Source organism: Microbulbifer litoralis, assembly GCF_023634065.1.
Taxonomy (GTDB): domain Bacteria; phylum Pseudomonadota; class Gammaproteobacteria; order Pseudomonadales; family Cellvibrionaceae; genus Microbulbifer; species Microbulbifer litoralis.
Genome location: NZ_JALKCV010000002.1, coordinates 238266 through 256641 on the forward strand (window position 1 = coordinate 238266; position 18376 = coordinate 256641).

The window sequence follows — 18376 nt, forward strand, 5'->3', positions numbered from 1 at the left end:
AGCGATTGCAATGTTGAAAGTAGATACCACCCCGATCTGGATCGACAGCAGTGAAGAGCTGGCGGCACTCTGTGAGCGCTGGCGCGGACAGAAAGCCATCGCGCTGGATACCGAATTCATGCGCAGCCGAACTTTCTACCCGCTGCCGGCACTGGTGCAGGTGGGCGATGGCGAGCGCTGTTACCTGATCGACAATCTCGCCATCGATGACCTGCAGCCGCTGCAGGACCTGTTGCTGGACACCGGCGTGACCAAGATCATGCACAGTTGCAGCGAGGACCTGGAAACCCTGGAGCGGCTGCTCGGCGCGATCCCCGAACCGATATTCGATACCCAGATCGCCGCCGCCATTTCCGGTATGCCGGCCGGGCTCGGCTACGCGGCCACCGTGCGCGAGCTGCTCAATATCGAGCTGCCCAAGAGCGAGACCCGCTCCGACTGGCTGCAGCGCCCGCTGAGCGAATCGCAGAAAAACTACGCCGCGCTGGATGTGGCCTGGTTGCCGCTGGTTTACGGTGTGTTGCTGAAACGCCTGCGCGAGCAGGATCGTCTGCCCTGGCTGGAGGAGGACTGCGCGGCACTGGTGGCCGCGGCCCGCAACCCGCAGCCGCCGGAGCTCTACTACCAGCGCGTCAAGGGGGCCTGGCGCCTGCGCGGTGAGCAACTGGCGGTGCTGCAGGATCTGTGTGCCTGGCGCGAGCGCGAGGCGCGCCTGCGGGATATGCCGCGCAACCACCTGCTGAAGGAAAACGTCTGCCTGGACCTGGCCCAGAAAATGCCGAAGCATGTGGCCACCATGGCCCAGCCGGGGCTGGAAGGGCGCACACTGCGCGAATACGGCGATATCCTGCTGTCGATCATCGAGCGTGCCGCTGCGCGCAGCGATGCGCCGCCCCCGCTGCCGCAGCCGTTGAATCGCCGCGAGGGTGAATGGCTGAAAGCGCTGCGGCAGAAAGTGAACACACTGGCCGGACAGGCGGGGTTGCCGCCGGAGATCCTGGTGCGAAAAAAAGAGCTGGAAACCCTGGTTCAATCCGCGGTGCCACAACTGGAAGGCCGGCTGGCGGGCTGGCGGGCCGACGTCATCGGCGAGCCGCTGCTCGGTACGCTGGGTGAGTTGCGCGGGGAAAAGGTGCAATGAGTACAATGAAAGTCGTCTGTGACCTGTACCGCAGCCCGCGCGAAGAGGAAATGTATCTTTACGTCGACAAGCGCGAGGGGACCGGGCGCGTGCCGGAAAAACTGCTGGAGCTCTTCGGCAGGCCCGAGCATCTGATGACCATGCTGCTGACGCCGGAGAAAAAACTCGCCCGCGCGGAAGCCGGCAAGGTACTGGGCGATATTCGCGAGCGCGGCTACTACCTGCAGATGCCACCGGTGCGCGACGACGAGATGCGCGCGATTGCGGCGCAGAACAGTAAATTGCAGCGCTGAATGCAGACCGCCGTGAACGGGAACAGGCCATTCTGGCAGCGCAAAACCCTCGAGCAGATGACCGGCGCCGAGTGGGAATCCCTGTGCGACGGCTGCGGCCGCTGCTGCCTGCACCGGCTCGAGGACGAAGACAGCGGCGAGGTCTATACCACCAATATCGCCTGCCGCCTGCTGGATACCCACTCCTGCCGCTGCAGTGATTACCCGCACCGCCGCCGGCATGTGCCGGACTGTATCCAGTTGCGGGCGCAGGATGCGCGCGATTTCCACTGGCTGCCGGCGAGTTGTGCCTACCGCGCCCTGGCCGAGGGGCGGCCGCTGGCGGACTGGCACCCGCTGGTGTCCGGCTCTGCGGAAACGGTGCACACCGCGGGCATCTCGGTGCGCGATGCGGTGATCAGCGAGGAGCTGGTGCACCCGGACGACTTTGAAGAACATATCGTCACCTGGGTGGGTGACGAACCCGAATAACGATTGAGAACGAAAAGAATCATGGCTGAAGAATATCGAATCGCCTGGATCGTCTACGTGGCCGGCACGGCAGTTCTGCTGCTGGCGGGCTGGTGGTTTATGCGCGGCTGGAGCTGGAGTTGGCTGCGCCGCGCATTGCTGGTGGTGCTCGCCGCGGCACTGCTGATTCCCGCTCGTAGTGGCGTGCCGGAGACACCGGCGACCCCGGTGCTGCCGCTGTTTGTCTACCAGGCCCTGTTCGAGGAGGAGGGCGCTACGCCCGAGGTGACTGCCAACCTGGTGTTCGCCACCGGCGGCGCACTGGCGCTGCTGGCCGCAATCGGTCTCGGCTCCCTGTTCCTGCGTCACCGTCGCGAAAAGCGCCGCCAGTTTGAAGAGGATCCCTATTTCAATGATCAATGAGCGGAGATCGGTGACCGGCAGTCCCGGTTGTGTCTCCTCCGGCCCCGGCAATTGATCCGAGTCTCTCGATCATCGGGCAAATGGCGCCAGATTTCCCGCCCTGCCGCACCCCATCCCGGCGACAACTGCTATATCTATAGGGCTGGCTCCGCCTGTGGCGCGGCGTCGCTCTCATTAGAAAAATGCCGGCGAAAGCAGGAGGCGGCGGCCCGCTGTCTCGGCTGTGCAGGGCTGAGGAACCCGGATGCTCGATCATCTGCTTATCTTGACCGCCGTAATGCTGGTTTCCGGTATTCTCGGCGGCCTGGTCAACTACTACCAGATGCTGTTTACCGAGGAGGACCCCGCCGGTCTGGCGCGCTGCCTGATCATGGGCCTGTGCGGCGCGCTGATGGTTCCCATCTTCCTCAAGTTCACCCAGAGCGACCTGCTGATCGAGATCCAGGGCGACCCGTCGCGCCTGTTGCTGTTCACCGGCTACTGCCTGCTGGCCGCTATCGCCTCGCGCATGTTCGTGTTCAACGCCGCCCGCCGCCAATTGCGGGATGCCAGTATCGCCCGCGCGCGCGTCGAGAACCTCGAGCAGGAGCTGCGCGCCATGCAGCTGGAGATGATGCCGTTGCTGGAGCACGAAATCGAAGGCGATCCGGAACAGGGACCCACGCTGGACTTCAACCAGATCCGCAAGCTGGACGACAATGCCCTGCAGGTGCTCAACCTGCTCAATAACGGTGACTGTGTATTCCGTTCACTGACCGGCATGGCCCAGGAAAGTGGTATGGAAACCAACTCTGCCGCCCGCGCCCTCAACAGCCTGCTGGTCCTGGAAATGGTGGGCAAGATCCACAGTCACCTGGGTATCCGCTGGTACATTACCGACAAGGGCCGCCAGGTGGTCCACCGCCGCAGTACCCAGGCCGCCTGAATCCAGTCTTCTATCGGCGGCATTCCCCAAAGCCCGAGCCGGTCATTGGCCTATCTTGGCAATGGATCCATGCTGATCGGTCATTGAATCATCTCCCCGATCACTTAGTATGCGTCTTTTCTCTGAGGCGTCTCTTTACAGAGGGGGATCGAGCATGAAATTCACCGGCACTGAGAGCTATGTTGCCACCGAGGACCTGCAGATGGCGGTGAACGCGGCGGTCACGCTGCAGCGACCGCTGCTGATCAAGGGCGAGCCGGGCACCGGCAAGACACTGCTGGCCGAAGAGGTGGCGCGGAGCCTGGGGCTGAAGCTGATCCAGTGGCATATCAAATCCTCCACCAAGGCGCAGCAGGGGCTGTACGAGTACGATGCGGTATCGCGGCTGCGCGACTCACAGCTGGGGGGGGACAAGGTCCACGATATCGGCAACTACATCAAGCGCGGCAAGCTGTGGGAGGCCTTCGCGGCCGACGAACAGGTGGTACTGCTGATCGATGAGATCGACAAGGCGGATATCGAGTTCCCCAACGACCTGCTGGTGGAGCTCGACCGCATGGAGTTCTTTGTCTACGAAACCGGTGAGACGGTCAGGGCGAAACAGCGCCCGATCGTCATCATCACTTCCAACAACGAAAAGGAACTGCCGGACGCCTTCCTGCGCCGCTGCTTCTTCCACTACATCAGCTTCCCCGACCGGGATACCATGCACAGGATCGTCGATGTGCACTATCCCGAGATCAAGCGGCAGCTGGTGGCCGAGGCGATGGATATCTTCTTCCAGTTGCGCGAAGTACCGGGCCTGAAGAAAAAACCCTCCACCTCCGAACTGATCGACTGGCTGAAACTGTTATTGGCCGACGATATCCCCGAGGAGGTGCTGAAAAACCGCGACAATACCAGCGCGATCCCGCCGCTCTACGGCGCCCTGCTGAAAAACGAGCAGGACGTACATATGCTCGAGCGGCTGGCGTTTATGGCGCGCCGCGAGAACCGGTAGGCTTCGTTTAACCTGGGTGGCGGTGCCGATACCGGATGGCCCTTTGTGGGACACGCCGTGCATACATCCCTGTAGGCTTGTCCGCGAGGTCCCTCTCGCAGACAGTCCCACAAAGGGCCATCCGGCATCGGCACCTTCGCCCCGACCTTCGGGGATCAATATGCTAATCGGCTTTTTCCTTAATCTGCGCCGCTACAAACTGCCGGTCTCCATCACCGAACTGCTGGCCTTGCTCGAGGCCCTGCAGCGGCGGCTGGTGTTCGCCGACCTGGAGGAATTTTATTTCCTCGCCCGCACCTGTACGGTCAAGGACGAAAAGCACTTCGACAAATTCGACCGCGCTTTCGATGCCTATTTCAAGGACCTGGAAACGCTCGACGACGTGATCGAGCAGATGATTCCGGAGGATTGGCTGCGCGCTGAATTCATGAAGCAGCTGTCCGAGGAGGAGAAGGCGAAAGTCGAGAGCCTCGGCGGCCTGGAGAAACTGCTGGAGGAGTTCCAGAAGCGCCTCGAGGAACAGAAGGAGCGCCACAGCGGCGGCAACCGCTGGATCGGCACCGGCGGCACCAGTCCGTTCGGCAACAGCGGCTATCACCCCGGCGGTCTCCGCGTCGGTGGCCAGGGCCGCAACCGCTCGGCGTCCAAGGTCTGGCAGAAGCGCCAGTTCAAAAACCTGGACGACAGTGTCGCGCTGGGTACCCGCAATATCCAGGTGGCCCTGCGCAAACTGCGCAAACTGCGCAAATTCGCCCGCAGTGGCGCCGCGGAGGAGCTGGACCTGGACGACACCATTTCATCCACCGCGCGCAACGCCGGCCTGCTGGATATCAAGATGGTTCCCGAGCGCCACAATGCGGTGAAGGTGCTGATTTTCTTCGATGTGGGCGGCTCCATGGATCCCCATGTACGGGTTTGCGAAGAACTCTTTTCCGCCTGCCGCTCCGAGTTCAAGCACCTGGAGTATTTCTACTTCCACAATTTTATCTACGAGGGCGTGTGGAAAGACAACCGGCGCCGCTACCAGGAAAGCACGCCGCTGGCGGAAGTGCTGCGCACCTATGGCAGGGACTACAAGGTGATCTTCGTCGGCGACGCCTCAATGGCACCTTACGAAATCACCCACCGCTACGGCAGCGTCGAGCATATGAATGAGGAGCCGGGCGCGGCCTGGATGGAGCGGGTCACGGACAGCTACAGCGACCTGGTGTGGCTCAACCCGGTGGGTGAAGAATACTGGCAGTACACTCCCAGCATCGGCATGACCCGCCAGCTGGTGGGCGATCAGATGTTCCCGATGACCCTGGAGGGCATGGATCGCGCTATCGCAAGGTTGGTAAAAGGGCGGTGAATCCCGGGGGTTATCCCGTCATACCGGCGCAGGCCGGTATCCAGTTTTTGCCCCTCAGCTTTCGTCAGGTTCAAATGCCGGGATGACCAGCGCGGCGACTCATTCACCAGGGTGCTTCGGCGGCGCCCCCTCGTGATCCGCGGTGATACCGATTTCCTCCCTGGTCGTGGGCGTGATTTCGGTGTGCACCTCCTCGGCGCCGTGCATCCAGTCCACCAGTTTCTCGCGCAGGAAAAACAGCAGCACACCCGCGCCGATTGCGGCGATGGCCACACCGCCAAAGGTGGCCAGCGGGCCCGACTCCCCCACCAGCTTGCCGATCTCCGCCGCGCCCTTGTTGGCGATGCCGATAAACGCGAGCCACAGCCCCATCATCAGCGACAGGTAGCGCAGCGGCGACAGCTTGGTGACCATCGACAACCCGATCGGCGACAGACACAGCTCGCCGATTGTGTGAAAGATATAGGCGAACACCAGCCACCAGATGCTGGCCCTGATGGTCTCCGAAGCGCCGATCTGCAGCGCCGCGCCGCACATGGATACAAAACCCAGCCCCAGGAAAATGAGGCCCATGCTGAACTTGGCCGGCGAGCTGGGCTCGCGATCGCCGAGTCCCACCCAGATACTGGCGATCAGCGGTGCCAGGATGATGATAAACAACGGGTTGACCATCTGCAGCCAGCTGGCCGGAATCTCCCATCCCAGTACGTGCAGGTCGGTATTATGTTTGGCAAACAGGTTCATCGAGCCCGCCGCCTGCTCGAAACCGGCCCAGAAAATGACCGTGAATACCCCCAGGACCAGGATCACCTTGATGCGGTTCCGTTCCTCGGGTGTCAGCGGTTTGTGCCTGTCCGTCACATCGGGCGTCAGGCCCAGCTTGGCGGATGGCTGCTGGCCTATCTCGCCGAGGTAGCGGCGGGCCTGGGTCAGCTGCAGGATAACGCCCAGCAGCATGCCGAGGCCGGCGACAAAGAAAGCCAGTTGGTAATTCACTTTCTCGCCGATCCAGCCCACCACCAGGTAGCCGAGAATGGAGCCGATATTGATCCCCATATAGAAGATGGTGAAGGCGGTGTCGCGGCGCCGGTCGCCCTCTTCGTAGAGATCGCCCACCATGGTGGAAATATTGGGTTTGAAGAGGCCGTTGCCGATGATCATCAATGCCAGGCCAAGCCACAGCATCGTGATCTCGCTGCCGTCCGGCAGCCAGGCGTGGGGGAAGGCCAGGGAAAACTGCCCCAGCATCATCAGTATGCCGCCGAAGATGATACAGCGCCGCTGGCCCCATTTGTTGTCCGCCATCCAGCCGCCGATGATCGGTGTCAGGTAGACGAGCATCGCATACCAGCCCAGGTAACTCAGTGCCTTGGCCTCCAGCGCCACCTGCGGCATGTTTTCCCAACCGAAGGCCGCCACGGCGCTGGCAGACGTCAGGTAGAACACGAAAATGCCGCGCATGCCGTAGTAGCTGAGCCGCTCCCACATCTCGGTGCCGAACAGCAGGAACAGCCCCTTGGGATGGCCGAGCATTTCCCCGGCGGATGTGGGAGGCTTGGGTTTGAGGTCTTGCATGGATACCGCTCGCAAGTGATGTTGATTCTGAACAGGGAACCGTTGTGTTGCGACGCAAGAGCGGCCCCCGCCAGGCGCAGCCCGGATGGAACGTAGCGGAATCCGGGGAGCCCGCCGCATTCCGATACCGCGTTATTCAGTATGTCGGGCCACAAGGACTCCTGAGCAAGTATAGTTCAGCGCCAGAGCACTGATATACTCCGCCGTTTTCGATGATTTCCGGTGACCGATGAGTGACGTCGACTCCCTATCCGAGCAGATATCCCAGTGCATGGGCAGCGATCGCCTGCGCCTGCGCAAAACGCTGAACAACGCCCGCCGGCGCCTGCGCGATGGCAAGCCGGCGGACCGGATGCTGGCGCAACTGGAAGAACAGTTGAAGGCCTCGCAGGCGCTGGCGGCGGCGCGCAGGGAGAAGCTGCCGCAGGTCACCTGGCCGGAGCAACTGCCAGTAGTGGAACGGCGCGAGGAGATTGCCGAACTGATCGCCGGGCACCAGGTGGTGGTGGTGGCCGGCGAGACCGGCTCGGGCAAGACCACCCAGTTGCCGAAGATCTGCCTGGAGCTGGGCCGCGGCGTATTCGGCCAGATCGGTCACACCCAGCCGCGGCGGATCGCCGCTCGCACCGTGGCCAACCGCATCGCCGAGGAGTTGCAGCAGCCGCTGGGGGCGTCGGTCGGCTACCAGGTGCGCTTTACCGACCACAGCACCGAGCATACCCACGTCAAGCTGATGACCGACGGCATCCTGCTGGCGGAAATCCAGCGCGACCCGCTGCTGGCAAAATACGACACGCTGATTATCGACGAGGCCCACGAGCGCAGCCTCAATATCGACTTCCTGCTCGGCTACCTGAAAACGCTGCTGCCGAAGCGACCGGACCTGAAGCTGATCATCACTTCCGCGACCATCGACCTGCAGAAGTTTTCCCGGCATTTCGACAATGCGCCTATTATCGAGGTGTCCGGCCGCACCTACCCGGTGGAGATCCACTACCGGCCGCCGGCGGACAGCGACGGCGACCTGAGCGAGCAGGTGATCGAGGCGGCGGAAGAGTTGCTGCGGGAGGAGAAGGCCAGCGGTCGGCGCGGTGGCGATATCCTGGTATTCATGAGCGGCGAGCGCGAGATCCGCGAGTGCGCCAAGGCATTGCGCCACGCGCAGATTCCACACCTGGAAGTGCTGCCGCTGTATGCGCGCCTGAGCCTGGCCGAACAGAACCGGGTTTTCCACCGCCACTCCTCAACCGGTTCAAGGGGCCGCCGCATCGTGCTGGCCACCAACGTGGCGGAGACGTCGATCACCGTGCCGGGCATCCGCTATGTGATCGATCCGGGCACGGCGCGTATCAGCCGCTACAGCTACCGCAGCAAGATCCAGCGGCTGCCGGTGGAAGCGATTTCCCAGGCCAGCGCCAACCAGCGCGCCGGCCGCTGCGGCCGTGTCAGTGCCGGTGTCTGTGTGCGCCTGTACGAGGAGCGGGATTACGAACAGCGGCCGGAATTTACCGACGCGGAGATCCTGCGCACCAACCTGGCCGCGGTCATCCTGCAGATGCTGCAGCTGCGGATCGGCGATATCCGCGACTTCCCGTTTGTCGACCCGCCGGATGAACGCCTGATCAACGACGGCTACAAGCTGCTGCAGGAACTGCAGGCGGTGGACGCGGGCGGCAAAGTCACGCCGCTGGGTCGCAGCCTGTCGCGCCTGCCGCTGGACCCGCGCCTCGGCCGTATGCTGGTGGCGGCATCGGAAAACGGCAGCCTGCGGGAAATGCTGGTGATCGTCGCCGCACTGGCGGTGCAGGATCCGCGCGAGCGCCCGGCGGAAAAACGCCAGGCGGCGGACGAGAAACACAAACAGTGGCAGCACGAGCAGTCGGATTTCCTGTCCTTCGTGCAACTCTGGGATGCGTTCGAGGAACAACGCCAGGAACTGAGCCAGAACCAGTTGCGCAAGTGGTGCCAGAAAAATTTCCTGTCCTGGCTGCGCATGCGCGAGTGGCGCGACATCCACTACCAGTTGCGCATCGCCTGCCGGCAGATGGATATGAAAGCGAAAGGGGAGGGCGGCGAGCCGGCGGACTACGCGTCGATTCATCGCGCCATCCTGCCGGGCCTGCTGGGCAACATCGGCCTGCGTGATGAAAACAGGGAATTCCTCGGCTGCCGCAATCGCCGCTTTCATATTTTTCCCGGCTCCGGCCAGTTCAGGAAACCGCCGCGCTGGGTGGTGGCCGGGCAGTTGCTGGAAACCAGCCGCCTGTTCGCGCACACGGTCGCAAAAGTCGAACCGGACTGGGTGCTGGCCGCCGCAGAGCACCTGGTCAAACGCCATTATTTCGAGCCCCACTACGACGCCCGCGCCGGCCAGGTAAAGGCGTTCGAGAAAATCTCCCTGTACGGCCTGGTGTTGGTGGAGAAACGCCGCATCCACTACGGCAAACTGGATCCACAAACCGCGCGCGAAGTGTTTATCCGCCAGGCGCTGGTAGAGCAGCGCTATCGCGGCAAGGGCAGGTTCTTTAAACACTACACGGACCTGCTGGCGGAGCTGGAAGACCTCGAGGCCAAGTCACGCCGCCGGGATATCCTGGTCGACGACGAGGTGGTATTCCGCTTTTTCGACGAGCGGGTGCCGGCGGATATCGTCAACCTGGCGGGCTTCGAGCACTGGCGCAAGAAAGCCGAACAGGACGACCCGCAACTGCTGTCGATACCGCGGGAACTGCTGATGCAGCAGACCGCCGACCACGTGGGCGAGGCGCAGTTCCCGGACGCACTGCAGGCCGGCGGTATCGAATACCCGCTCAGCTACCACTTCGAGCCCGGCAGCGCCGCGGACGGAGTGAGTATTCACGTGCCCGTGGGCGCGCTGCACCAGGTGCCGGCGGCGCGCCTGTCGTGGCTGGTGCCGGGGCTGTTGCGGGACAAGTGCATCGCGCTGGTCAAGAACTTGCCCAAACAGTGGCGCAAATACTTCGTGCCGGTACCGGCGGCCGTGGACAGGGCGCTGCCGCGCATGCAGCCGGACAATACGCCCCTGTGGCAACGGCTGGCACAGGAACTCAAACGGCAGACGGCCCAGCAGGTGCCGGACGCAGACTGGGAGGCGGCCGAACAGTCGCTGGAGGATTTCTACCGTTTCAATATCCGCGTGCTGGACGAGGCCGGCGAGCTGCTCGACCAGGGCCGCGACCTGGCCGCACTGCAGGCCCGCTACCGCGACCGGGTGCAGAAAGAACTGGCCACCGCCGGCGACGATTTCGAGCGCGACGGCATCACCGCGTGGGATTTCGGCGACCTGCCGCAGACCCACACCCTGCAGCAGGGCAGCCTCAAGGTGCGCGCCTACCCGGCGCTGGTGGAAGCGGGGGACAGCGTCTCCCTGAAACTGCTGGACAACCCCGGCGAGGCGCGCCGGCTGTCCCGTGCCGGTATCTGCCGCCTGGCGCTGCTGCACCTGCCGGAGCCGGTCAAGTACCTGCGCAAGGAGCTGCTGCGCGGCAAGGAGCTGGGGCTTTCCGCCGCCGACCTGGGCCGACGCGAGGAAGTGGCGGACGATATCCTGCTGGCCGCCGCGCGCGAGCTCTTCTGGCCGGATGAACACTGGCCGCGCACGGAACAGGAATTCCTGGCGGCGCTGCAGAAAAGTGGTGAACTGGTGGGCACCGCCCAGGAAATCGCCGGGCTGCTGGTCAAGGCGCTGGCGCAGCTGGTACCACTGCGCAAACAGATCAAGCAGCAGAAAAACCTGGCTGTGGCCATGGCGGTGGGGGATGTCCAGCGGCAGCTTGCCGGGCTCTTCTACCGCGGCTTCCTGTTCGATACGCCGCTGGAGTCACTGCGCCAGTATGGCCGCTACCTGAAGGCGATCGAGTTGCGGCTGGAAAAGGCGGCTCTGGATCCGAACCGCGATCGCCGCCTGCAGGCGGAGTACGAAAAGGCGGCGGCGCCGTACCTGGCGCTGGCGGAACACCGCAAGCCGCGCACACTGGCGGCGGAGCCACGGCTGCAACAGTACCGCTGGATGCTGGAGGAGTTCCGCGTATCGCTGTTCGCCCAGTCCCTGAAAACCCTGATGCCCGTTTCCGCCAAGCGTCTCGACAAGGCGTGGCGGGGAATAGAACGGGATGGTCCGTTCGCTGTGTAATTGCGTAGAAAATGACGGAGTTCGCATTCGGCAGCGCTGCTTGAACCTATGCTGGGCGCTGATTCGAAGCAGTAGTCGCCGGTGGTGTTTGCTGACTATACTGCTGGCGGCAGTTGAGGTATTACCAGCTCAACTTTCGGAATTTGAGAACTCGCCGGTGGCACAAGCCGGGGCAGGTGGCGCCCTTCTGGGACACGCCGTAAATACATCCCTGTAGGCTTGTTCGCGAGGTCCCTCTCGCAGACAGTCCCAGAAGGGCGCCCCCAGCCCTGCTCCCGGAACTGAGCTCCGAAACTTGAGTTGCCAAGAACGACGTTTGTACCAAGTATCAAGGTCATTTCAGGAGAACCATTTATGTCCAGGAAAAATCTTTCCCCGGTCGCAACAGCGGTCGGCGCCGCCTTCCTGGCGTCCGCCGCGATGAATGTATCCGCCGGCCATGCCGACGCCAACCCGTTTGCCGCTGAAAAACTGTCTTCCGGCTACAATCTCGCCGCCCAGGACCAGGATGATAGCGGCAAGAAGAAAGAGGGAAATTGCGGCGAAGACAAGAAGAAAGAAGGTAAGTGCGGCGACGACAAAAAGAAAGACAAGAAGAAAGAGGGTAAATGCGGCGAGGGCAAGTGCGGCGGTTGATACGCTCCCCTTCCGTTGTAGCAGCCAGCTTCGCAGGTGATGATGTCTATCGCCTGCGGGGCGGGTTGCCACAAATATTTCCTGCCCGCCCATTGCTGCCCGCACCCCATGCCAATTGATTCCCCCAACCGTTATCCGGTCAGCGGCGCCGGCCTGGGCCTGCGACGCTCGATGATGGGTGAGCGGATTTCAGCGGATAGCGTCGACTTTCTCGAAGTCGCGCCGGAAAACTGGATCGGTGTCGGCGGGCGGCTCGGGTGCTGGCTGCGAGAGCACACGGAGCGTTTCCCGTTCGTGATTCACGGCCTGTCCCTGTCCATCGGTTCACCGGCGCCGTTGGACCTGGAACTGGTCAAATCGGTCAAGGCGTTTATTCGCGAGCACGGGATCCGTTGCTACAGCGAGCATCTCAGTTACTGTTCCGATCACGGTCACCTGTACGACCTGCTGCCGATTCCGTTCACCGAAGAGGCGGTGCGCCATGTCGCCGCGAGAGTTCGCCAGGTCCAGGATCTGCTGGAACAGCGTATCGCGCTGGAGAATGTTTCCTACTATGCCGCGCCCGGGTGCGAGATGAGGGAACTGGATTTCCTGTCCGCGGTACTGGAAGAGGCGGACTGCGACCTGCTGCTGGACGTCAACAATATCTATGTGAATTCCATCAACCACGGCTACGATGCGCACGAATTCCTGTGCGGCCTGCCCTCGCAGCGCATTCGCTACGCCCACGTGGCCGGGCATTTCGACGAGGCGGAGGACCTGAAGGTGGATACCCACGGCGCGCCGGTGATCGATCCGGTGTGGTCGCTGCTGGAACAGGCCTACCGCGTCCACGGCCCGCTGCCCACACTGCTGGAGCGGGATTTCAATATTCCGCCGCTACCGGAACTATTGACCGAGGTGGCCCGGATCCGTTCGATCCAGGCGGAGGTCGGGGAGGTGCAGTATGCCGGTCGCTGATTCGGAGCCCGGCTTCCAGCGGCTGCAGCGCGCCTTTGCGGCCCACCTGCGCGAGCCGGATGCGCACGCGGCACCGTCGGAGATCGAGGACCGGCGCATGGCTGTGTACCGCGACCTGGTCTACAACAATATCGAATCCTTCGTCGCCGGCGGTTTTCCTGTACTGCGCAGTCTCTATCGCGACGGCGACTGGCATCGGATGGTGCGCGATTTTGTCGCACACCACGCTGCCGCCAGCCCCTATTTCCTGCAGATCGGCGAGGAATTCCTGCACTACCTGCAGAGTGAACGCAAACCCCGGGCCGGCGATCCGCCATTCCTGTTGGAACTGGCGCACTACGAGTGGGTCGAACTGGCGCTGGATGTCAGTCCGGAGACGTTTCCCCCCGGCCTGTTGCGCGACGGCGATCCGCTGGCGCTGGTACCGGTGGTGTCGCCGCTGGTATGGAGCCTCAGTTACCGCTATCCGGTACACCGGATCGGGCCGGATTACCGGCCGTCGGAGGCGCCGGAGACTCCCACTTTCCTGCTGGTTTACCGCGACCGCGCAGACGAGGTCGGTTTTATGGAAGCCAATGCGGTCACCGCGCGCCTGTTGCAACTGGCGTCGGCGGAACCGGCGAGCGGCCGGGCTCTGTTGCGACAACTGGCGGCCGAATTGCCGTCGATGAGCGAAGAGGCCGTGATCGGTTTCGGCGCCGAGCTGTTCGGGAAGTTGCTGAAACTCGATGTCATTGCCGGTTACAGGCCCTGAAACAGCTGTGCTCTCAATCCCGGGTTTTACGCAATGCTAAATTATCGATGACACAAATCGGAAAATTGATTCGGCTGCTATGCTGCCGAGGGTGGTTTGCGCTTTGCTGGGGCGGTAGAATCCCTGCCCGAGTAAGGCTGATAACATTGAGGAGCAGGGTTTTGCTGGGACGCACAGTTTATTTGCCCTGGTTGTTCGCCGCGACACTGGCCGCTTCGCCGGCCCTGGTTGCGGCACAGGATCCGTTCGGCGAACCCGCCGCGGAACAGGAAACGCCCGCGGCGGAAGCGCCGGCTGCGGTTGATACAGATACCGATGGGGGCGCAGATCCCTTTGCCGAAAGCGGTGAAGAGAGCGCCTCCGGCGATGAAGCGACCTCCTCGCTGGAGGACGAATACGGTTTTGATCCGGCGGACGCTTTTGCCAGTGAAGAGGAGCCGGCCGAGCGGGATCCCTGGGAGGGGTTCAACCGCGCCGTGTTCCGCTTCAACGACACCGCCGACCGCTGGGTACTGAAACCCGTGGCCACCAGCTATCGCCAGATTACGCCGATCTTCATGCAGACCGGTATTCACAACTTCTTTTCCAATCTCGGCGAAATCACCAATATCTTCAACGGCGCACTGCAGTGGAAGTGGGGCCAGGTGGGCAACGATACCGGCCGTTTCCTGGTGAACAGCACCGTGGGACTGGCGGGGCTCTTTGATGTGGCCAAGCACATGGGGATGGAGGCCGGCGACGGCGAGGACTTCGGCCAGACACTGGCCGTCTGGGGCGTGCCGTCGGGGCCCTACGTGGTGCTGCCATTTATGGGGCCGTCCACCGTGCGGGGGGTGCCCGCGCAGGCGGTGGACTGGTATTCCAACCCGGTCAGCTACATCGACCACGACCCCACGCAGTATACCTTTCGCGGCGTCGACCTGATCCAGACCCGCGCCGGCCTGCTGCAGGCCGAGACCCTGTTGCAGGGCGACCGCTACCTGCTGATCCGCGATGCCTACCTGCAGCGGCGCGATTACCTGGTGGTGGACGGCGAGCAGGAGGACGATTTCGGCACCGAGGTCGACGATGACGAATACGATTTCTGATTCCCATTGCCGACAGGCCGCTTCATGGCCGCTTTCCAGAGCCTGTTACTGATTGAGGAAGACCAGCCGTCGCGCGATTTCGTGCGGCGCGCGGCGGCGCGCCTGGGGTTCCGGGTCGAGGTGGCCCAGAGCGGTGTCGAGGGCATCGGCAAATTTGCGCCGGGGCTGTTCCAACTGGTCATCACCGACCTGCACCTGCCGGATATGGGCGGGCTCGAGGTATTACGCAAGATCAAGCGGCTGTCGCCGGAGGCCGCGGTCGTGGTACTGGCCTCCAACAGCCAGGTCAACGACGTGGTGCAGGCCCTGCGCCTGGGCGCTGCGGATTACCTGTTGAAACCGATCGAGGACGCGGCGGTCATCGACCACGCGATCTGCCGCATCACCCAGGGGGAGACCCTCAAACAGCAGAATCGCGACTACCGCGAGGAGCTGGAGCGGCGCAACCGCGAACTGCACGAGCACGTCGAGGTACTGCAGCGCGACCACCAGGCCGGCCGCCTGTTGCAGCAGCATCTGTTGCCGCGCACCCCCTACCAGTATCCCGGCGGTATCGAGGCCGCCTACCGGCTGGTGCCGTCGCTGTACCTGAGCGGCGATTTTATCGACTACGGCCTCTTCGGCGAGCGTTTCGTGGCCTTCTACCTGGTGGACGTCTCCGGCCACGGGGTCTCCTCGGCACTGGTGACCGGCCTGATCAAGCACAGCATCATGCACCTGCTGGGTGAGCGCCCGCTTTTCTCCCGCCTGGATACGCTGGACCTGGATCTGCTGGAAATCCTCGAGATGGTCAACCGCGAACTGCTGTCCACGCGGCTGGACAAGCATGCCAGCATGTTCGTGGGCGTGATCGACAGCCGCGCGCGCCAGCTCCACTACGCGGTCGCAGGCCAGGTGCCGATGCCGGCGCTGGTGACCGAAACCGGCGCCGAGTGGCTGCCGGGCAAGGGGCGGCCGCTGGGGCTTTTCCAGCGGGGAGACTGGCAGGTGCTGTGTGCCAGCCTGCCCACCTCCTGGCGCCTGGTGGCCTGTTCCGACGGGGTGCTGGACCTGCTGCACGGGGACCTGCTGGAGAAGGAGGCACACCTGCTGCAGGCGATCGACAGCAGCCGCGGCGACCTCGACAGCCTCTGCACCGCTCTGCACATCGACACTTCCGAGGCGCAGCCGGACGATATCACCATCCTGACCCTCCGCCAGGGGTAGGGCCCTTTCCCTGCAGGCTGCGCGCCAACGTCGATCAGAGACTGAGGTATAGCGGCGCGCGAACGTCTAGTTCCCGGGAGCCCGCCCGGGCCATTGCGAGCCTGACCCGCCGGTCCAAGTTGGCGACACCGGTACCCTTGTCAGTCCCGCCGGTCAGGAGTAAGCTCCGCCCACTTTATGCACAAAACTGCACTGCGACGCTCCAAACCGGGGCGCTGTCAGTCCGGTTCTCCACAAGTGAACTTGCCGTCCGCGCGCCCGATCCTGTCGAGGTGGGGTGGATGTGCCAGGGGTTGTTATGCAGTCCGGGCAAATTATGGTTGGGGCCCACGAGGGCATCTACGTGATCAAACTGGTCGGTGATGTGCGCCTCAACCTGTGTACCTCGTTCGATGATTTCATCGACAACATGTTTGCGCACGACGAGTTCAATGATGTCGTGTTCGACCTGCACAGCGCGGACGGCGTCGACAGCACCACCCTGGGGTTGATGGCCAAGATCGCCATCCGCGCCCTGGAGCGCGGCTGCCAGAAACCGCTGGCGCTGAGTGCCGACAAGGGTATCCGCCACCTGCTGGATGCGATGGGGTTCGACGCGCTGATCGAGGTCAGTGACGAGCGGCGGGACTACGGCGCAAAGCCGGAGCCCCTGCAATGCAAGACCCCGGACGAGTGCGCCGCGCGCGAGAAGGTGCTGGAAGCCCACCGCGTGCTGATGAGCATGAACGAGCAGAACGCGGAGACCTTCCGCGATCTGGTGCACACGCTGGAGCGCGAGTGCGAGCCTTACGCCAAACCCACGGCGCGGATGCACTGACTTCCCGAGTGGGGAATGATGGGCGCGGAAAGCGCATTCCGGGATAGCGGTCGCTCAATCTGCCCGGGCCGCGCCCACTCCGTAGGGTGCGCCGCGCGCACCGCTTGAAATGGGGAGAACCCCGCTTACTTCCTGTTCCGCATTCATTCCTCTTTCCGCATTTATCTGTCTTTCCGCATCGCCCGCGCCTCTGCCCGCGCCCGGGTAAACAGCCCGTGCGGCAGGTAGATCAGCTCCGCCACCCGGCGGATCAGGTGCTCCTCGAAAGCCTCGATCACATCGTCCGAGAAGGCCACCTGCCACATCTGCAGCACCAGCAGGTACTTGTCCTTTTCATTGAACTGGTCGTTGACCGTCTGCGTAAACTCGTACAGCGAGGTGGCCTCGTCGCGGTGGGCGAGGGCGTTTTCCACCAGTTCATCGGTGGTTTCCGCATCCAGGCGGTAGTGCTGTTGCAGCACCTGCACCAGCGTCTGCCGCTCGCGGTCGTCCAGCTTCTGGTCCACGGTGGCCACTTCCGCCAGCAGTGCGGCGCTGATCATGCGCACATCCTTTTCGTCGCGCACTTCCACGTCGGCGCCGCTGCCGATCTGTTCAAACAGTTTACGAATCTGTTGCAACATCTTCCGCCACACTCCCGGCCATCTGTTCCTGCAGCAGCGTTTCCAGCCGCTCCTGGTCTTTGACAAAGTTGCGAATGCCCTCGGCCAGTTTTTCCGTGGCCATGGCGTCGCCGTTCAGTTGGTAGCGGAACCCGGCCTCGTCCAGCGCGCGCGCCGGTCGCGGCGCGCTCTCCTGCTGTGCATCCAGGCCGCTCGCCAGGGTGCCCGAATCCTCCTCCAGCTCCTGCAGCAGTTGCGGACTGATGGTCAGTCGATCACAGCCGGCCAGCGCCTCTATCTCGCCGGTGTTGCGGAAGCTGGCGCCCATGACGATGGTCGGGTAGCCGCGGGACTTGTAGTAATCGTAGATACTGCGCACCGACAGCACGCCCGGGTCATCTTCGGCGGTGAAGTCGTCGCGGCCGCTGGCGGCCTTGTGCCAGTCGAGGATGCGGCCCACGAACGGCGAAATCAACGTCACGCCGGCCTCGGCACAGGCCACCGCCTGGCAGAAGCTAAACAGCAGCGTCAGGTTGCAGTGGATACCTTCGCGTTCCAGCACCGCGGCGGCGGCAATCCCCTCCCAGGTGGAGGCCATCTTGATCAGCACCCGCTCGCGCGCCACGCCCATCTGCTCGTAGAGGGCGATCAGCCGCCGCGCATAGTCGATGGTGGCGCGGGTGTCGAATGAGAGGCGCGCGTCCACCTCGGTGGAGACCACGCCGGGCACCAGTTGCAGTATCTCGCCGCCGATGGCCACGGCCAGCTTCATTGCCGCCAGCTGTGCCCGGTCGCCGGAGTGCCCGCCGGCCCAGGCCAGGGCGTCGGCGATGTGCTGGCGATACTGTGGCAGCTGCGCCGCCTTGAACAGCAGTGACGGATTGGTGGTGGCATCCTGCGGTACATAGCGGCGAATGGCCTCGATATCGCCGGTATCGGCGACCACCTGGCTGCGCTGCTTGAGTTGTTCCAGTTTATTCATGTCCGTCTCTCAATATTGCA

At 63.2% G+C, this 18376-nt stretch carries 17 protein-coding genes; 14 read left to right on the top strand and 3 right to left on the bottom strand.

Annotation, left to right across the window (positions count from 1 at the left end):
• Window positions 1-10: 10 nt before the first annotated feature.
• From rnd to MWN76_RS04415, 7 genes are all read left to right on the top strand, one after another.
• Window positions 11-1141 (top strand): ribonuclease D, encoded by a 1131-nt coding sequence (gene rnd / locus MWN76_RS04385; RefSeq protein WP_250459634.1) that lies wholly within the window; start codon window positions 11-13, stop codon window positions 1139-1141.
• Window positions 1138-1434 (top strand): YcgL domain-containing protein, encoded by a 297-nt coding sequence (locus MWN76_RS04390; protein WP_345780047.1) that lies wholly within the window; start codon window positions 1138-1140, stop codon window positions 1432-1434. The genes rnd and MWN76_RS04390 overlap by 4 nt, the downstream gene beginning before the upstream one ends.
• Window positions 1435-1446: 12 nt before the next feature.
• A complete protein-coding gene (locus tag MWN76_RS04395; protein ID WP_345780048.1) occupies window positions 1447-1905 on the top strand; it encodes a YcgN family cysteine cluster protein in 459 nt (152 codons plus the stop codon).
• A 21-nt stretch (window positions 1906-1926) separates the two neighbouring features.
• Entirely contained in the window at window positions 1927-2307 is a 381-nt protein-coding gene (locus tag MWN76_RS04400; RefSeq protein ID WP_250459635.1) for a hypothetical protein, read from the top strand.
• A 244-nt stretch (window positions 2308-2551) separates the two neighbouring features.
• Window positions 2552-3232, top strand: coding sequence for a YEATS-associated helix-containing protein (locus tag MWN76_RS04405; RefSeq protein WP_250459636.1), 681 nt, complete (start codon window positions 2552-2554; stop codon window positions 3230-3232).
• A gap of 154 nt (window positions 3233-3386) precedes the next feature.
• Window positions 3387-4232 (top strand): AAA family ATPase, encoded by an 846-nt coding sequence (locus tag MWN76_RS04410; RefSeq protein ID WP_250459638.1) that lies wholly within the window; start codon window positions 3387-3389, stop codon window positions 4230-4232.
• A gap of 160 nt (window positions 4233-4392) precedes the next feature.
• Window positions 4393-5583 (top strand): vWA domain-containing protein, encoded by a 1191-nt coding sequence (locus MWN76_RS04415; protein ID WP_250459639.1) that lies wholly within the window; start codon window positions 4393-4395, stop codon window positions 5581-5583.
• A gap of 99 nt (window positions 5584-5682) precedes the next feature.
• Here the strand turns inward: MWN76_RS04415 and MWN76_RS04420 are convergent, their stop codons facing one another.
• Window positions 5683-7158, bottom strand: a complete 1476-nt coding sequence (locus MWN76_RS04420) for a peptide MFS transporter (protein WP_250459641.1) — start codon at window positions 7156-7158, stop codon at window positions 5683-5685.
• A 229-nt stretch (window positions 7159-7387) separates the two neighbouring features.
• Between MWN76_RS04420 and hrpA the strand changes: the two genes are divergently transcribed.
• The 7 genes from hrpA to MWN76_RS04455 all read left to right on the top strand — a co-directional run bounded on the left by hrpA (window position 7388) and on the right by MWN76_RS04455 (window position 16772).
• The gene (hrpA, locus tag MWN76_RS04425) at window positions 7388-11311 is read left to right on the top strand and encodes an ATP-dependent RNA helicase HrpA (RefSeq protein WP_250459643.1); all 3924 of its coding nucleotides are present in this window, start codon (window positions 7388-7390) and stop codon (window positions 11309-11311) included.
• A gap of 354 nt (window positions 11312-11665) precedes the next feature.
• Entirely contained in the window at window positions 11666-11947 is a 282-nt protein-coding gene (locus MWN76_RS04430) for an HvfA family oxazolone/thioamide-modified RiPP metallophore (protein WP_250459650.1), read from the top strand.
• Between the two features lie 108 nt (window positions 11948-12055).
• Window positions 12056-12907 carry an HvfB family MNIO-type RiPP peptide maturase gene (locus MWN76_RS04435; RefSeq protein WP_250459651.1) on the top strand — a complete coding sequence of 284 codons (852 nt, stop codon included), beginning with the start codon at window positions 12056-12058 and terminating at the stop codon, window positions 12905-12907.
• Complete coding sequence (locus tag MWN76_RS04440) at window positions 12894-13661, top strand: HvfC family RiPP maturation protein (RefSeq protein WP_250459653.1); 768 nt, start codon at window positions 12894-12896, stop codon at window positions 13659-13661. Before MWN76_RS04435 ends, MWN76_RS04440 begins: the two co-directional genes overlap by 14 nt.
• 161 nt (window positions 13662-13822) lie before the next feature.
• Window positions 13823-14749, top strand: coding sequence for an MlaA family lipoprotein (locus MWN76_RS04445; protein WP_250459655.1), 927 nt, complete (start codon window positions 13823-13825; stop codon window positions 14747-14749).
• A 24-nt stretch (window positions 14750-14773) separates the two neighbouring features.
• Entirely contained in the window at window positions 14774-15955 is a 1182-nt protein-coding gene (locus tag MWN76_RS04450) for a PP2C family protein-serine/threonine phosphatase (protein WP_250459657.1), read from the top strand.
• A 298-nt stretch (window positions 15956-16253) separates the two neighbouring features.
• The gene (locus MWN76_RS04455; RefSeq protein WP_250459659.1) at window positions 16254-16772 is read left to right on the top strand and encodes an STAS domain-containing protein; all 519 of its coding nucleotides are present in this window, start codon (window positions 16254-16256) and stop codon (window positions 16770-16772) included.
• 161 nt (window positions 16773-16933) lie between these two features.
• On the opposite strand, the gene MWN76_RS04460 is transcribed toward MWN76_RS04455, so the two are convergent.
• Window positions 16934-17395: a tellurite resistance TerB family protein gene (locus MWN76_RS04460; protein ID WP_250459660.1), complete on the bottom strand. Its 462-nt coding sequence runs from the start codon at window positions 17393-17395 to the stop codon at window positions 16934-16936.
• Window positions 17376-18356, bottom strand: a complete 981-nt coding sequence (gene tal, locus MWN76_RS04465) for a transaldolase (protein ID WP_250459661.1) — start codon at window positions 18354-18356, stop codon at window positions 17376-17378. The genes MWN76_RS04460 and tal overlap by 20 nt, the downstream gene beginning before the upstream one ends.
• Window positions 18357-18376: the final 20 nt, after the last annotated feature.

Excerpts from the sequence above, each read along its gene's own strand:
- MWN76_RS04400 (WP_250459635.1), top strand. The coding sequence starts at position 1,927 with ATGGCTGAAGAATATCGAATCGCCTGGATCGTCTACGTGGCCGGCACG.
- MWN76_RS04450 (WP_250459657.1), top strand. The coding sequence starts at position 14,774 with ATGGCCGCTTTCCAGAGCCTGTTACTGATTGAGGAAGACCAGCCGTCG.
- rnd (WP_250459634.1), top strand. The coding sequence starts at position 11 with ATGTTGAAAGTAGATACCACCCCGATCTGGATCGACAGCAGTGAAGAG.
- MWN76_RS04460 (WP_250459660.1), bottom strand. The coding sequence starts at position 17,395 with ATGTTGCAACAGATTCGTAAACTGTTTGAACAGATCGGCAGCGGCGCC.
- MWN76_RS04440 (WP_250459653.1), top strand. The coding sequence starts at position 12,894 with ATGCCGGTCGCTGATTCGGAGCCCGGCTTCCAGCGGCTGCAGCGCGCC.
- hrpA (WP_250459643.1), top strand. The coding sequence starts at position 7,388 with ATGAGTGACGTCGACTCCCTATCCGAGCAGATATCCCAGTGCATGGGC.
- MWN76_RS04410 (WP_250459638.1), top strand. The coding sequence starts at position 3,387 with ATGAAATTCACCGGCACTGAGAGCTATGTTGCCACCGAGGACCTGCAG.
- MWN76_RS04415 (WP_250459639.1), top strand. The coding sequence starts at position 4,393 with ATGCTAATCGGCTTTTTCCTTAATCTGCGCCGCTACAAACTGCCGGTC.
- MWN76_RS04420 (WP_250459641.1), bottom strand. The coding sequence starts at position 7,158 with ATGCAAGACCTCAAACCCAAGCCTCCCACATCCGCCGGGGAAATGCTC.
- tal (WP_250459661.1), bottom strand. The coding sequence starts at position 18,356 with ATGAATAAACTGGAACAACTCAAGCAGCGCAGCCAGGTGGTCGCCGAT.
- MWN76_RS04405 (WP_250459636.1), top strand. The coding sequence starts at position 2,552 with ATGCTCGATCATCTGCTTATCTTGACCGCCGTAATGCTGGTTTCCGGT.
- MWN76_RS04430 (WP_250459650.1), top strand. The coding sequence starts at position 11,666 with ATGTCCAGGAAAAATCTTTCCCCGGTCGCAACAGCGGTCGGCGCCGCC.
- MWN76_RS04390 (WP_345780047.1), top strand. The coding sequence starts at position 1,138 with ATGAGTACAATGAAAGTCGTCTGTGACCTGTACCGCAGCCCGCGCGAA.
- MWN76_RS04455 (WP_250459659.1), top strand. The coding sequence starts at position 16,254 with ATGCAGTCCGGGCAAATTATGGTTGGGGCCCACGAGGGCATCTACGTG.
- MWN76_RS04435 (WP_250459651.1), top strand. The coding sequence starts at position 12,056 with ATGCCAATTGATTCCCCCAACCGTTATCCGGTCAGCGGCGCCGGCCTG.